The sequence below is a fragment of the Exiguobacterium sp. PFWT01 genome, from assembly GCF_018255795.1.
Classification (GTDB): Bacteria; Bacillota; Bacilli; order Exiguobacteriales; family Exiguobacteriaceae; genus Exiguobacterium.
The window spans coordinates 1,658,630-1,674,759 of sequence record NZ_CP073755.1 but is presented as its reverse complement, the minus strand read 5'-3'; the positions used below and the strand labels follow the sequence as shown (position 1 = coordinate 1,674,759).

Genomic DNA, 16,130 nt, shown 5'->3' with positions numbered 1-16,130 from the left:
ATCACGTATGAAAATTCGTGCCCAACGTGTTGCCGAGCAAATGCGTAAAGAAATTACAGATGTCTTGTTACGGGAAGTCAGTGACCCGCGTACAAAAAACGCCACGATTACGAGCGTTGATGTGACGGGTGACTTACAACAAGCAACAGTCTATTATACGGTGCTTGGTGATGAGGAAGATGTGAAAGCAGAAACGCAAGCAGGTCTTGATAAGGCGAAAGGATTTATCCGTCGCGAAATCGGGAACCGCATCCGTCTTCGGAAAACACCAGAGATCTCGTTTGAATACGATTCTTCAGTCGCATATGGTAGCCATATCGATTCGTTGATTCGTGATTTGAACAAAGATCAATAATTTGAAAGGGGAGACGTCGTTCTCCCTTTTTTTATATGGAGGGATGAAATTGGAACCGAACGGAGTGCTCGTACTCGATAAAGACGCTGGCATGACGAGTCATGACTGCGTATTTAAATTAAGAAAATTGTACCAGACGAAAAAGGTCGGACACACGGGTACACTTGACCCGGAAGTGACAGGCGTCCTACCCATCTGTTTAGGGCGTGCCACGAAACTGTCGCGTTTTATCACGGATGAAGGGAAGCGTTATGTGGCCGAGGTGACGATTGGTACCGCCACGATGACCGAGGACGCGCATGGCGAGGTCGTCGCGCAGAAGTCAGTCACACCGAACGATTTGGATGCAACCCAGATTGACGAGGCGATGCGCCAATTGACAGGGATGATCGAACAAATCCCGCCGTACTACTCGGCGGTCAAAGTAAATGGGAAGAAGTTGTACGAGTATGCACGGAAAGGACAGACCGTCGAACGGCCTCGGCGCACGGTCGAAATTCATCGTCTGGAGCGGACGAGTGAATTGACATTCGAAGCGGACGTCTGTCGCTTCCGAATAGAAATCGACTGTGGGAAAGGGACGTATATTCGAACGCTCGCCGTTCAGATCGGGGAGAAGCTCGGTTACCCTGCCCATATGAGCGAACTCAGACGGACGAGCTCAGGAACGTTTGAGGAAGAGAACGCGGTATCGCTCGAAACGTTACAGTCTCTTGAAACGGTCGAAGAACGATTGGCGCATGTGATCCCACTTGAGGATGTCATCAAACGCTGGCCGGCAATCACGATTCCAAAGAATCGGGAGCATTATATTCGGAATGGCGGAAAGCTGAACGGCATTTCGCTCGAATTTGAGTTATTTACTGTCTATAATGAAGAAGGAATCCCTCTTGCTTTATATCGAAGACAAGAAGGAACGACAGACGCTACAGTCGAGGTCATGCTGGCCATCGACTAAGGGGGAATTTGACAGTATGGAAACAAGACATCTCACCTATCCAGAAACGCCAGACGTGTATCCGTCCGTCATGGTACTCGGTTTCTTCGACGGTGTTCATAAGGGCCATCAAGCCGTAATCCATCACGCCAAGCGTGTGGCAGCAGAACACAACCTACCGGTGACGGTCGTCACGTTCGACCCGCATCCGAAACAAGTACTTTCAAATAAGCCAGACGCAGTGCGTTATATCACGCCGCTGTCTCGAAAGCTGAAGCGCATTGAAGCACTAGGGGTTGAGCGTTGTCTTGTCTTAACGTTCACAAAGGAACTAGCAGGACTTTCTCCGCAACAGTTTGTCGATGATTATTTGATCGGTGCCGGAGCCGTTCACGTGACAGCCGGCTTTGATTACTCATATGGCAAGTTCGGAGAAGGGACGATGGAGACACTTCCGTACCACGCGCGTGACCAGTTCACGACGTCGGTCGTGACGGAACAGACGATGACCGGAGAAAAGGTGTCATCGACTCGAATCCGTAAGCTGTTGGCTGAAGGAAGTGTCGACGAAGCGCATGAGTTACTCGGTTCTCCGTATGTCATTTGTGGAGAAGTCATTCACGGTGACGCACGTGGGCGCACCATCGGTTTCCCGACGGCGAACGTGTTGATGGACGCTTCATACGTCATGCCACGATTAGGTGTATACGCGACTCGCGTCACGCTCCCGGACGGACGGACGTTCCGTGCGATGACGAATGTTGGACGTCGTCCGACGTTTTATGAGACGGGATCGGTCTCGGTTGAAAGCCACCTCTTCGACTTTTCAGAGGATTTATATGGACAAGTCATCGAAATCGAGTGGATCCAATATATTCGGAACGAGCGCGCGTTCGACGGGTTGGATGCGCTAGTCGCTCAACTGAAAGAAGATGAGGTGGCAGCACGCTCAATCCTATCTTGACTTTCAAGAGCGGGTACGCTATCCTTGTCAAGTACGCAAAGTACACCGCTTCGCTTGGCTGGTCGATTCACCAACGCCGGCTCGGCAACGCGGCAATTTTTCATTAAATGGAGGTGGAGAGGCAATGGCACTCTCAAAAGAACGTAAAAACGAAATTATCGCGGAATACGCGACAAAACAAGGTGACACAGGTTCACCAGAAGTACAAGTGGCTGTGTTGACTGAACAAATCAACACATTGAACGACCACCTTCGTACACACAAGAAAGACCACCACTCACGTCGCGGTCTCTTGAAAATGGTTGGACGTCGTCGTAACTTGCTTACGTACCTTCGTAACAAGGACGTTACACGTTACCGTGAATTGATTCAACGCCTCGGTCTCCGTCGTTAATCGATTGAGACTGTTTAACGGGCTGGGACAACGTCCTAGTCCGTTTCTTCTTTTTTAAGGAAAATGATTAGACATTCGTTGGAATGAGTTACATAATAAACTAGATAAGGTTTGAGAGGAGAATGTACATGTTAGGTACGAAACAAGTATTCTCTACAGAGTGGGGCGGACGCCCATTGTCTGTAGAGGTCGGCCAACTTGCGAAGCAAGCAAACGGTTCGGCACTCGTGCGTTATGGAGATACGGTTGTCCTTGCGACAGTGACGGCTTCAAAAGCACCAAAAGATTTAGACTTCTTCCCGTTGACGGTCAACTATGAGGAGAAACTTTACTCGGTCGGTAAAATTCCAGGTGGTTTCCTTCGTCGTGAAGGTCGCCCGGGTGAAAACGCGATTTTGACATCACGTCTCATCGACCGCCCGATTCGTCCGCTCTTCCCAGACGGATTCCGTCATGATATTCAAGTCATGATTTACGTCATGTCAAACGACCCAGATTGCTCGGCTGAAATGGCAGGTATGCTCGGAACGTCGATCGCGCTTTCGATTTCTGACGTACCGTTTGACGGTCCAATCGCTGGCGTGACAGTCGGCCGTGTGGACGGCGAATTCGTCATCAACCCGACGACGGCTCAGTTGGAGAAAACGGACCTTGAACTTCAAGTTGCAGGGACATCGACAGCCATCAACATGGTTGAAGCAGGTGCGAACGAAGTACCAGAGGACGTCATGCTCGAATCGATCTTGTTTGGACATGAAGAAATCAAACGTTTGATTGCATTCCAACAAGAAATCGTAGAAGCTGTCGGAAAACCTAAATTCGAATACACGGTCTCGAAATACGATGAGGCACTTACTGCTGAACTCGAAGCAGCTCGTCCTGAAATCGTAGAAGCGGTTCAAGTGGAAGAGAAACACGCTCGTGACGAAGCCATCAACGAAGTGATTGCGAAGTATGTCGCGATGTATGAAGCACGTCTTGCGGATGAGCCTTCAAAACTCGGCGAAGTTTCAGGCATCTTGAACAAGTTCGTCAAAGATGAAGTCCGTCGCTTGATCACGGTCGAAAAAGTCCGCCCAGACGGACGTCGTCCAGACGTGATTCGTCCGCTCGCATCAGAAGTCGGATTACTCCCACGTGCACACGGTGTCGGTCTCTTCACACGAGGTCAAACACAAGTCATGTCTGTTGCGACGCTCGGTGTTATCGGAGACGCACAAATCATCGACGGAATCGGTCTTGAAGAGAACAAGCGCTTTATGCACCACTACAACTTCCCGCCGTTCTCAGTCGGTGAAGCTCGTCCGGTCCGTGCGCCAGGTCGTCGTGAAATCGGTCACGGAGCACTCGGTGAGCGTGCGCTTCTTCCAATCATTCCGAAAGAAGCAGACTTCCCATACACGATTCGTCTCGTTTCGGAAGTACTCGAATCAAACGGTTCAAGTTCACAAGCTTCGATCTGTGGGTCGACACTCGCATTGATGGATGCAGGTGTGCCAATCAAAGCGCCAGTGGCCGGGATTGCCATGGGTCTTATCATGGAAGGTGAGCATTACACGGTCTTGACAGATATTCAAGGACTTGAAGACCACCTTGGGGATATGGACTTCAAAGTAGCTGGAACGAAAGACGGGATCACCGCTCTTCAAATGGATATCAAGATTGCCGGAATCACGCGTGAAATTCTAGAAGAAGCGCTTGAACAGGCACGTGTCGGTCGTTTACACATCCTTGACCATATGCTTGAGACGTTGGATACACCACGTACACAATTGTCGAAATATGCACCGAAGATTGTAACGATGACAATCAATCCGGATAAGATCCGCGACGTCATCGGACCAGGCGGTAAGATGATCAACAGCATCATCGACCAAACGGGCGTCAAAATCGACATCGAACAGGATGGTACGGTCTTCATCGCCTCGACGGACCAAGAAGGAATCGATCTTGCCATGTCAATGATCGGTGACATCGTCCGTGAAGTCGTCGTCGGTGAAGTATACGATGCTACCGTACGTCGTATCGAAAAATTCGGCGCGTTCGTCGAGTTGTTCAAAGGGAAAGATGCGCTCGTACACGTATCCGAATTCAGCCTTGAGCGTGTCGCGAACGTCGAGGATGTTGTGAAGCTTGGCGATTCGATTCAAGTCAAAGTCACTGAAATCGATGACAAAGGTCGTGTCAACGCATCACGAAAAGCGCTCATCTTAGAAGGATTGTCTCCTGAAGAGCGTGAGGCATACGAAGCGAAACGGAAGGCAGCACGTGAAAGCCGCCCACCTCGCGATAGCCGTCCGCCACGTCGTGACGGGGACCGTCGTCCACCGCGCTCGACAAATTAATTATTCTGGCCATCGTCTTGGTGCGATGGCCTTTTTCATAGGAGTGAGAATATGGAATGGATGACATTAGAGAACGGCGTCCGAATCATCATCGAACCAATCGAAGGTTCGCTTAGCACCTCGACCGGGGTATTCATTAAAGCAGGGACACGTACAGAGACGTTTGAGAACATCGGCATCAGTCATTTGATTGAACATATGCTGTTCAAAGGGACCGCATCGAAAAGCGCGAAAGAGATTGCTTCCTTTTTCGATGAGCTCGGTGGAAGCGTCAACGCCTTCACCTCGAAAGACCATACATGCTTTTACGTGAAGACGCTCGATGAACACGCGGTCATGGCGCTCGACGTCCTGACAGATATGCTGTTTGAGTCGGTGCTCGATGCACAGGAGTTGGAGAAAGAAAAGCGTGTCGTTGTAGAAGAGATTAAAATGTATGAGGATACACCGGAAGATCTCGTTCACGAACTATTGGCCATTGCGGCGTATCGTGACGATATCCTCGCCCAACCGATTCTAGGGACGGAGGAGAGTGTCAATCGATTGACGCGTGACCAGCTCGTCGAATACTTACAGGAACAGTATACGGCCGAGCAGATTGTCGTCTCAATCGCAGGTCATGTTTCTGAAGAATTGATTGAGGCGGTAAAACGTAGGTTTGCCCACATCCCTTCTAGGGAATCGTCGAAAGAAATCAATCAACCGGAACTGTTCCATGACACATTGACGAAACAAAAGGAAACGGAGCAAGCCCACCTCTGCTGGAACTACGAAGCGATTCCGGCGACGGACGACCGTTTGCCTCATTTGGCATTGATGAACAACGCAATCGGCGCGACGATGTCTTCGCGCTTGTTCCAGTCCATCCGTGAAGAAGAGGGCTTGGCTTATTCCATTTACTCCTATTACACGACGTTTTCCGATCACGGTACATTTACCATTTACGTCGGTACGTCGCCGGATACGTTGGAACAAGTCGAAGTCATCCTTGAGAGAGAGATGAAGCGACTTGTCGCCGACGGTTTGACTGCTGAGGAAGTAGACAAAGGCAAGCGACAATTGAAAGGGTCGATTGCCCTCGGGAATGAAAGTTCGAGCGCCCGTATGAACCGGAATGGACGGAACTTGCTACTTCTCGACGAAGTCGAGCCGATTGAACAAGTGATTGAGAAAGTAGAACGGATTGAACGCGATGAGGTCAATGCATTGATTCGTGAGGTGTTGAACCATCGCCCGGCGAAGTCATATGTCCTCCCAAACGAAGCGTGACTTGAAACCGAATTGTAAGTTCTCTACACTGATTAAGAGGTATTCTTTAGTTTGGATAGGATACAGGTGAAAGAAGGGAAAGACTTGAACTTAACGGATTTAGTGAAGACGATACAACTAATTAATCAACCAAATCTAGAAGGCATCGTCGTGACGCATGTGACGACGGACTCGCGAGAAGTTGTGCCGGGAACGTTGTTTGTCGCCATCAAAGGCTATACGGTGGATGGGCATGAATATGCGGCGCAAGCAGTAGAGCGAGGCGCGGTGGCAGTCGTTAGCGAGCGACCGCTCGACCTGTCAGTGCCAAACCTGATTGTACGTGACAGCTCGCGTTCAATCGGGTTGTTGGCATCGGCCTTTTATGCGTATCCATCTGAACAGATGCGACTGTTCGGGATCACGGGAACGAATGGAAAAACGACGACGACAACGATTTTACGAGACGTCCTCGACGTCCTCGGGCATTCGACCGGTTTGATTGGGACCGTTGAAGTACGCATCAACGACAAAATCGTCCCGAGTAAAAATACGACGCCTCAAAGTTCAGAACTTCAACAATTGTTGGCACAAATGCGTGATGAAGGCGTGACGGACGTGATGATGGAAGTGTCCTCACACGGTCTTGAGCTCGGACGTGTCATCGGGACTGATTTTGACATCGTTGGCTTCACAAACTTGACGCACGATCATCTAGATTTTCATGGGACGTTTGAAAACTATGCACGTGCAAAAGGATTATTGTTCGCTCAACTCGGTCAAATGGCCTCACGTGGAAAAGTCGCCGTCTTGAACGCGGACGATGCACAAACGCCTCTTTATGAGACGATGACCGGTGCGAAAGTAATAACATATGGGATTGATGCGCGAGCAGACTTGATGGCAACGGACATTGAACAAACGTTATCTCAAACGAGCTTTACATTGAATTACCAAGGCGCGAAACTTCCGGTGACGGTTCAATTCATCGGTCGTTTCAACGTGTACAATCTATTGTTGGCGACGGGTTGTCTTCTCGCTGCCGGTTATTCGCTTGAGCGAATTGCCAAAGCACTCGAGATGATTCATCCGGCCAAAGGACGAATGCAACGTTTAGACGTCCCAGGTTACAACGTATATGCGGACTACGCCCACACGCCGGATGGCATCGAACAGTGTCTGAAGTCGCTCGTCGGCGTACCGAAAGAAAAGATTATCTTTTTGATTGGGACAGGTGGGAACCGTGACGTCACAAAACGTCCTGCAATGGGTGAGATGGCTTCGACTTATGCCGGTACCGTCATCATTACGACGGATGATCCGCGATTCGAAGCGTATGAATCTATTACAAAAGGGATTGCGGCGGGGATGACCCATGACAACTTTGTTGAAATCGGAGATCGAGAAGAAGCAGTCCGTTACGCGGCCCGTCTAGCGAAACCGGACAACATCATCGTGTTAGCAGGGAAAGGGCACGAGAAGTATCAAATTATCGGAAATGAAAAATTGCCGCTCGACGAAGAGGCGATTGTTCGAGCGACCATTTTGAATACGGAGGAAGCATGATTTATGGCAGTACAACCAATTACGTTGACAGAAAAAGAGCATGACGACTTCGTCAAAACACACGACCGTGGGGATTTGTTGCAACTATCGAGTTGGGGAGATGTGAAGCGCCAAAATGGTTGGACTTCAGAACGTGTCGCGGTCGCGCGAGACGGCGTGACGTCCGGTGTCGCTTTACTTTTATTCAAACGTGTCCCGAAATTACCATACACACTGTGCTATGCCCCACGCGGGTTTGTCGTGGACTACAACGACTTGGCATCGCTACAGGCGCTCGTGAAAGAAGCGACACGTGTCGCGACGGCACATAAGGCCATCGTCGTAAAAATCGATCCAAACATCGACCGCGATGAATTGCCAGGACTATTGACCGAAATGGCTGCCATCGGGTTTAAACATAAGGGATATGGCGGTGGATTTGACTACGCCCAACCTCGTTTTACAATGGAAACGGATTTGCGCCCGAGCGAGAAAGATATTTTTGCAAAATTCCATCATAAATTCCGCTATAACGTCCGTCTCGCGGAGAAAAAAGGAATCGTCTGCAAAGAGGTCGGTCGTGACGGACTCAAAACGTTCGCCGATTTGATGAAAGTGACAGGGGAACGTGACGGATTCGCTACGCGAGGGCTCGATTATTTTGAGAACCTATACGATTGTCTGCAACCGAACGATGCCCGTCTTTTTTTGACAACGCTCGAACCGAAAATCGCACTCGAACAGCAACAGGCGACGCTTGAAAAAGCGAAGAAAGAGTTGGCGAAGATTGAACGGGGCCTTGAGAAAGAAACGATTGAAAAGAAACGTAACAGCCTTTTGAACCGCAAGGAACAGACGGAGGCACAAATTCAAAAAGCGGAGCAAGCTCTCCCTGAGCTCGTCGAACTCGATCAGACCTATCCGAACGGGCTCGTCTTATCAGGTGGTCTGTTGACTCTCGCAGGACGGCGTTCTTATTACTTATACGGAGCCTCGTCAAATGAATTCCGTGAATTTATGCCGAACCACTTGATGCAGTGGACGATGATGCAGGTGGCCAAAGCGAGTGGCGCCGAGCGATACGACTTCGGCGGGGTATCAGGAAGTACGGACCCGGATGATGAGTATGCTGGTCTTTACGCATTCAAATCGGGATGGGGAAGCGACATGATTGAAAAGGTCGGGGAATTCGACCTCGTCTTGAATCGTCCTTTGTATATGGCACTCGAAAAAGGGTTGCCACTCTTAAAAGGACTGCGTAAACGGTTAAGAAGATGAGATGGACAGGCGTGTTATCTCTTGCGATGGTCGCCTTTCTGATTGGCATTACGCTCGCTTACTTTTATATGCAACCGGAACCGGTGCCTTGGGTAGACGAGCCGACGTTCGAAGCGGATATGTGTGTACGGGACGTGGAGAAAGAGGATGCGATCTTGGCAAGGACGAAGATTGATTTTGACCGGTTGCATCCGTTAGTCGCCAATCGGGGAGAATCGTTCATTCGATTGGCCCATTCTTGTCTAGACCTCGAAGTGCGCCTCACTTCAGGATACCGTTCTGCCAAGGAACAGAATGCGCTTTATGCGCAAGGACGGTCTGAACCCGGGCAAGTGGTGACCAATGCGAAGGCGGGTCAGAGCTATCATAACTACGGTCTTGCTGTCGATTTCGTTATCATCCATAACAACAAGACCGACTATGACCTGAATACGGATCGTAATCGGAATGACATTCCTGACTGGCAAGAACTAGGGGAGTTAGGAAAGGCGCTCGGCTTTGAATGGGGCGGAGAATGGAACTCATTCCCGGACTATCCTCACCTCCAAATGGACTTCGGCTTGTCGATTCGTCAACTTGTTGCAGGGAAACGACCTGACGAAAAAGAGACGGCACCGCTTGCTGATGCACTAAAACCTCTATTAGATTAGACGGAAATGTTGGCAATGAAGCCGTTTTCCGCTACAATATTCAGTAGCGATAAGGGGACGAAACAGAATATGAATCATTTAGGAGGTTTTTGTTAGTGTCAAAAAAGAAGACAGAGAATATTAGCGTCTTTGCGCTTGGAGGCGTAGGCGAAATCGGGAAGAACATGTACGTCGTGGAACTAGACGACGACATCTTCGTCATCGATGCCGGTCTAATGTTTCCAGGCGATGAGATGCTCGGGATTGATATCGTCATCCCAGACATCACATACTTAAAAGAAAATAAAGATCGTGTACGGGCGATTTTCATCACCCATGGTCACGAAGACCATATCGGTGGACTCAGCTACGTCCTACGCGACTTAAAGCACGTCCCAGTATACGGGACGAAATTGACCCTCGGGTTGATTGAATTGAAATTAAAAGAGGCCGGTTTGTTGAAAGAAGTCGACCTTCGCATGATTGATGCCAAAACGAAATTGACTATCGCTGATCATTTCATCACGTTTTTCCGCGTCAATCACTCGATTCCCGACTGTGTCGGCGTCTGTATTCAAACGTCTCAAGGTGCGATCGTCCATACCGGAGATTTCAAGTTTGATTACACGCCTGTCGATGGTAAACAATCCGACTTCAATAAGTTAGCGGCAATCGGACAACGTGGTGTACTTGCACTTCTTTCCGACTCGACGAACGCCGAGCGACCGGGGCAAACCGGTTCAGAGTCAATCGTCGGAGCTGAATTGAACGATGTCATTTATCAAGCGGAAGGTCGGGTTATCGTGGCATCATTCGCCTCGAACGTCCATCGCTTGCAACAAGTATTCGCAGCAGCGGAAGCGAATGATCGTAAAGTTGCGGTCGTTGGTCGTAGCATGGTCAACATCGTCGAAGTTGCACAGAAACTAAACTACTTACGTTTCAAGGCGAAGACACTCGTCGAGTTGTCGCAAGTAAACCGTCTACCGGATAACAAGGTCGTCATTTTAACGACAGGTTCGCAAGGAGAGCCGATGGCGGCATTGACTCGTATGGCTCGTAATGCCCACAAGCAAGTCAACATTCGATTGAATGACACGGTCGTCATCGCGGCGACACCGATTCCAGGGAATGAGAAGTCTGTTTCTAAAACGATTGACTTGTTGTTCCGTTCGGGTGCGAACGTCATTTACAACCAACGTAAAGTGCACGTATCTGGACACGGATCGGCAGAAGAATTGAAGCTGATGCTCAACCTCGTTAAACCGAAGTACTTCTTACCGATTCACGGGGAATACCGAATGCAGATGGCACACTCGAAACTCGCTGAACAAGTGGGCGTCAAACCGAACAACATCTTCATCGTTGAAAAAGGTGACGTCGTCGAGTTCACGGGTCGAAAAGCCCGCATGAGCCGAAAAGTTCCTGCAGGAAACGTCTTGATTGACGGAATCGGCGTCGGGGACGTTGGAAACATCGTCTTACGGGACCGTCGTTTGTTGTCACAGGATGGAGTTGTCCTTTGCGTGGTCACGTTGAATCGCAAACAGAAGAAATTGATTTCAGGACCTGAACTCATCTCACGTGGTTTCGTATATATGCGTGAATCGGAGGAGATGATTTCAGAGGCAAACCGTATTGTCACGAAACAGATTGAAAAGAGTCTGCAGGCTGGCAGTGATTGGACCGAATTGAAATCAAATATCCGCGAGCGACTGAGCGTCTTCTTATTCGAGCAGACGAAACGTCGTCCGATGATCTTGCCGATCATCATGGAGATTTAATGGAATGAGAGTGAGGCAAAAGTCATCTGACTTTTGCCTTATTTTTTTTAGGAGGAACTGATGTGGCTCAAAAAACAAGAAAGACTCCCGTAAAGCGAAAGCGGCCAGCGACGCGAAATACGAGGAACCGTAAAAAACAACCGATTGCGCCACGTACATATGGGTGGGTCATCTTTGTCCTCGCCATCGTCGCATTCGTATTTGCCTTATTTGATTTAGGGTGGATCGGTAAACAGTTGTCCGACTTATCTGTCTATCTTTTCGGAGGATGGGGTGCGCTCACTTACTTGATGATGGCTGTCTTGTTATGGATTGTCCTCACTCCGATGAAGCCGATGCGACGAGCGGGACTATTCTCGATGCTCGCCTCGTTCTTACTATTTGGAGACTTACTTTGGGGAGAGGCGAGGGGTGGCATCAATGGCACTTTCTATAACTTGAATCAATATTTATTCTCTGACTTCGGGATTGTCTTCTTAGGAATCGTCTGCTTCCTCGTCGGTGTCTCGCTCTATACCCCAACGATTTGGGGAACGCTCTATCATCGAATGCAGGAATCCGTCACGGCCGTCAGAAAAGAATGGCAAGCCAGACCGAAAGCGGAAAAGCAGCAAGAGACGAAACGAACGCGCAAGACGTCACCTCGTCCAAAACAAGAGGAAACGCAGCCGGACGCGGAAGTAGAGTCAGATGTGGTCACGATGCAAGACATTCCAATCGTCGGGTTTAGTGAAAAGGTCGTAGCGGAAAAAAGTGAGAAGAACAATCAGACTCGAACGGATTCTTCGGAAGTCGATTCCACGATCACGACCGAGGAGATGATGATGACTGCGGCCCAAGATGTCTCGGATACATACGAACTTCCGCCATTCTCGAATTTGAAAGAGCCCGTCATTACGGATTTGTCTGGTGAGAATGCGCGATTGAAAGAAAATGCATCCAAGCTTGTAAAGACGCTTAAGTCATTCGGAGTCGGCGTCAAAGTGTTGAAGATCCACCTTGGTCCAACCGTCACGAAATATGAACTACAACCGGATATTGGTGTGAAGGTCAGTCGCATCACCTCATTGAGTGATGATTTGGCATTGGCGCTGGCTGCAAAAGATATTCGGATTGAAGCTCCGATTCCCGGTAAAGCCGCAATTGGTATTGAAGTGCCTAACCAGGAGGTCGCACCGGTATGCTTACGTGAAGTACTGGAAGCAGAACCGGTGAAACAAGATGACTCGAAGTTGCTCGTCGCACTCGGTCGTAGTATCAGTGGCGAGACGGTTGGAATCTCGCTCAATAAAATGCCGCATTTGCTTGTCGCAGGATCGACAGGGTCTGGGAAATCCGTCTGTATCAATGGTATGATCGTGTCACTCTTGATGCGTTCTCGACCCGATGAGGTCCGACTTATGATGATTGATCCGAAGATGGTCGAGTTGAACGTCTATAACGGTGTGCCACACCTGTTGACACCGGTCGTCACAGATCCGAAAAAAGCCGCACAAGCACTGAAGCAGGTCGTCGCAGAGATGGAACGACGATATGAACTGTTCAGTCGATATGGAGTTCGCAATATCGAAGGGTACAATGAACTCGTCGATCAGTCAGATGACGAGGATGCGAAACGTTTGCCGTTCATCGTTGTGATCGTCGATGAATTGGCGGACTTGATGATGGTCGCATCAAATGACGTCGAAGATGCCATCATGCGACTTGCACAAATGGCACGTGCTGCCGGCATTCATATGGTCCTCGCGACACAGCGCCCATCTGTCGACGTCATCACAGGCGTCATCAAGGCGAACATTCCGTCCCGCATCGCCTTCGCCGTCTCATCGCAAACCGATTCAAGGACCATTCTTGATGGCGGGGGAGCAGAAAAACTGCTTGGACGCGGTGACATGTTGATGCTTGCGAACGGAATGAACAAGCCGGTCCGTGTACAAGGTGCATTCGTCTCCGATCAAGAAGTCGAGACGGTCGTCAATCATGTCATCGCGCAGCAGCGTGCGCAATATGTGGAAGCGATGATGCCAAAAGAAGAAGAAGTGACGACGATTGACTCGGATGATTCATTGTTCGGAGAAGTCGTGCAATTCATCGTGACACAAGAGACGGCATCGACTTCGATGATTCAACGTAGATTTCGTATCGGGTATAATCGTGCCGCCCGTTTGATTGACTCACTTGAGGAAGCGGGGTATGTCGGTCCGTCAGAAGGTTCAAAACCAAGGAAAGTACTCATTCAAGAACAAGAAGAATAACTACAAAAACGAACGATTATATATATCGATATATAATCGTTCGTTTTTTAATACTGTATATACGATATAATAATATTCGCTCTATTCTGAGATGTTCGCTATAATATAAATGTAATATAGCACATATGTCCTATATACCGAATTGGTACATACTTTTAAAAATCACTGAAACGCTTACATTTTTTAATAACGTTTACATTTTACAAAAATTTTTCAATGGGGTTGAAAATGAGTAAAATGGACTCAAAGGTATGGTTCAACATGTTCTGAAAAAATATTTCCTTGATTCCGAACAAAAACTATTGCGTTCTAATTCTCGAATCCCTATACTTAATATTGGCAAGGACATTCATACGTCAGATGTCTGAGCACTGGTAAGTAAATTAAAGGTGGTGAGGCCAATGTCGATTAAGCTCGATCATCGATTGCTCTATCTTCGAGTGATTGAGAAAATTAAGCAAGATATCGACGCTGGTGTCTATCGTGAAGGGGAAAAATTACCTTCAGAATTTGAACTTTCGAAGCAACTTGGAGTCAGTCGAGCGACACTTCGCGAAGCGCTCCGAATTCTCGAAGACGAGAAATTTGTCGTGCGAAAGCATGGGGTAGGGACATTTATCAGTTCTAAACCGCCATTCACGTCAGGGATTGAAGAATTGTTCAGTGTCACTGACATGATCACACGAGCGAAGATGACACCAGGAACGAAAGTATTGGTGGCCGAGAAAGTGTTGGCAACAGAGAGAGAAGCCGAGCGTCTCAAGATTGAGCCGAACTCACCGATTTATCGAATTGTTCGAATTCGATATGCGGACGACACACCGGTTGTGTATTGTGTCGATAAAGTGCCGGCCCATCTCGTCTCAAATCCTGAGGCATTGACTGAAGGGAAATCGTTGTTTGATTCTCTCGAACAAGAGGTAGGACGTCGAGTCGCTTATGCGATCACGCACATCGAACCGAGTGTCAGCGCTGAAATCTCGTCACAACTTCAGACGGACCAACCGTTACTCGCTTTAAAACAATTGCATTATGATGAGAGTGATTTACCATTACTCGATTCGGCCAACTTTTTCCGTGCTGATCGATTCGACTTCCATGTCGTACGTAAACGAGTTTAGACGAGCAGTTTCTGGACGGAAGAGTTATTTTTGGGGAATAGCGTGAAAGCGCTTTCTTATACCGGTGTAAAGACTACTGATAACATGACAACGAAAATTGTTATGAACCGAAAGGGGAAACACGACGATGATGAACAAAAAGAAAACGATTCTCTCAGCTTTAGCAGCAGGACTCACACTCTCTACAGTACTCGCAGCATGTGGTGGAGATGACAACGAAGGCTCATCTTCAAACGGTGAAGGCGGCGAAGGCGGCGACTTCAAAGTTGCAATGGTAACGGATACTGGTGGTGTTGATGACAAATCATTTAACCAATCAGCATGGGAAGGTTTGAAAAAGTTTGGTGAAGAAAATAGCTTAACTGAAAACGAAGGATATAAATACCTTCAATCAGCAAAACAAGCAGACTATCAGCCTAACTTGCAGCAATTGGCACGTGATCAATTTGATTTGATTTACGGAATCGGTTTCTTGATGGCAGAGGATATCGGAAAAGTTGCTGAACAATTCCCTGATAACAACTTTGCAATCGTTGACTCGGTTGTAGATGCACCGAACGTTGCTTCAATCACGTTTAAAGAACAAGAAGGTTCATTCCTCGTAGGTGTAGTGGCTGGTCTTACAACGACGACTGATAAAGTTGGTTTCATCGGTGGAGTAGAATCAGACTTGATCAAGAAGTTTGAAAATGGATTTAAAGCTGGTGTCATGGCTGTAAACCCTGATGCGACAATCGACGTAAAATATGCTGAAGACTTCAACTCAGCTGAAAAAGGAACTGCGATTGCGTCAGGTATGTATGGATCAGGATCTGATATCATCTATCATGCAGCTGGTGGTACAGGTGTAGGTGTATTCACTGAAGCGAAAAACCGTAAGAAAAACGGTGAAGAAGTTTGGGTCATCGGGGTTGACCGTGACCAGTACGAAGAAGGTCTTCCAGAGAACGTTACTCTTACGTCAATGGTTAAACGTGTAGATACAGCGACACTCGAAGTGTCGAAAATGGCGATGGACGGTAAGTTCCCAGCTGGTGAAGTGGTTGAATTCTCACTTAAAGATGAAGGTGTAGGAATCGCACCAACTTCTGAAGAAAACGTTGCTGCAGACGTGCTCACTAAAGTTGATGAGTATCGTCAACAAATCATCGATGGTGATGTTGTTGCACCAGCTACTGACGCTGAGTTCGAAGAGTTCATGAAAAACGTAAAATAATTTGTTTGAGTTGAGGGGGGACCCATGTGGTCTCCCTTTACTTAAAGTTAGGGGTGAAC

At 48.3% G+C, this 16,130-nt stretch carries 13 protein-coding genes; all 13 read left to right on the top strand.

The window, feature by feature from the left end; genetic code table 11:
- Positions 1 to 7 precede the first annotated feature (7 nt).
- On the top strand, positions 8 to 355 hold the full coding sequence (gene rbfA, locus KD909_RS08685; protein ID WP_015881430.1) for a 30S ribosome-binding factor RbfA: 348 nt from the start codon (positions 8 to 10) through the stop codon (positions 353 to 355).
- Between the two features lie 43 nt (positions 356 to 398).
- Entirely contained in the window at positions 399 to 1,313 is a 915-nt protein-coding gene (truB, locus tag KD909_RS08680) for a tRNA pseudouridine(55) synthase TruB (protein WP_305826676.1), read from the top strand.
- A gap of 16 nt (positions 1,314 to 1,329) precedes the next feature.
- Complete coding sequence (locus KD909_RS08675) at positions 1,330 to 2,256, top strand: bifunctional riboflavin kinase/FAD synthetase (protein ID WP_015881432.1); 927 nt, start codon at positions 1,330 to 1,332, stop codon at positions 2,254 to 2,256.
- Positions 2,257 to 2,380: 124 nt separating this feature from the next.
- Complete coding sequence (gene rpsO, locus KD909_RS08670) at positions 2,381 to 2,650, top strand: 30S ribosomal protein S15 (protein ID WP_015881433.1); 270 nt, start codon at positions 2,381 to 2,383, stop codon at positions 2,648 to 2,650.
- Positions 2,651 to 2,778: 128 nt separating this feature from the next.
- Complete coding sequence (gene pnp / locus KD909_RS08665; RefSeq protein WP_031421720.1) at positions 2,779 to 4,995, top strand: polyribonucleotide nucleotidyltransferase; 2,217 nt, start codon at positions 2,779 to 2,781, stop codon at positions 4,993 to 4,995.
- Positions 4,996 to 5,046: 51 nt separating this feature from the next.
- The gene (locus tag KD909_RS08660; protein ID WP_211781345.1) at positions 5,047 to 6,264 is read left to right on the top strand and encodes a M16 family metallopeptidase; all 1,218 of its coding nucleotides are present in this window, start codon (positions 5,047 to 5,049) and stop codon (positions 6,262 to 6,264) included.
- Between the two features lie 51 nt (positions 6,265 to 6,315).
- Complete coding sequence (locus KD909_RS08655) at positions 6,316 to 7,809, top strand: UDP-N-acetylmuramoyl-L-alanyl-D-glutamate--2,6-diaminopimelate ligase (protein WP_249199014.1); 1,494 nt, start codon at positions 6,316 to 6,318, stop codon at positions 7,807 to 7,809.
- Positions 7,810 to 7,812: 3 nt separating this feature from the next.
- Positions 7,813 to 9,066: a lipid II:glycine glycyltransferase FemX gene (locus KD909_RS08650; RefSeq protein WP_211781344.1), complete on the top strand. Its 1,254-nt coding sequence runs from the start codon at positions 7,813 to 7,815 to the stop codon at positions 9,064 to 9,066.
- Complete coding sequence (locus KD909_RS08645) at positions 9,063 to 9,716, top strand: M15 family metallopeptidase (protein ID WP_211781343.1); 654 nt, start codon at positions 9,063 to 9,065, stop codon at positions 9,714 to 9,716. Before KD909_RS08650 ends, KD909_RS08645 begins: the two co-directional genes overlap by 4 nt.
- Before the next feature lie 95 nt (positions 9,717 to 9,811).
- A complete protein-coding gene (locus KD909_RS08640) occupies positions 9,812 to 11,479 on the top strand; it encodes a ribonuclease J (RefSeq protein WP_015881439.1) in 1,668 nt (555 codons plus the stop codon).
- Between the two features lie 62 nt (positions 11,480 to 11,541).
- Positions 11,542 to 13,734 (top strand): FtsK/SpoIIIE family DNA translocase, encoded by a 2,193-nt coding sequence (locus tag KD909_RS08635; RefSeq protein WP_211781342.1) that lies wholly within the window; start codon positions 11,542 to 11,544, stop codon positions 13,732 to 13,734.
- A 401-nt stretch (positions 13,735 to 14,135) separates the two neighbouring features.
- A complete protein-coding gene (locus KD909_RS08630; protein WP_015881441.1) occupies positions 14,136 to 14,855 on the top strand; it encodes a GntR family transcriptional regulator in 720 nt (239 codons plus the stop codon).
- 130 nt (positions 14,856 to 14,985) lie between these two features.
- Positions 14,986 to 16,071 (top strand): BMP family lipoprotein, encoded by a 1,086-nt coding sequence (locus KD909_RS08625; RefSeq protein WP_211782883.1) that lies wholly within the window; start codon positions 14,986 to 14,988, stop codon positions 16,069 to 16,071.
- Positions 16,072 to 16,130 lie beyond the last annotated feature (59 nt).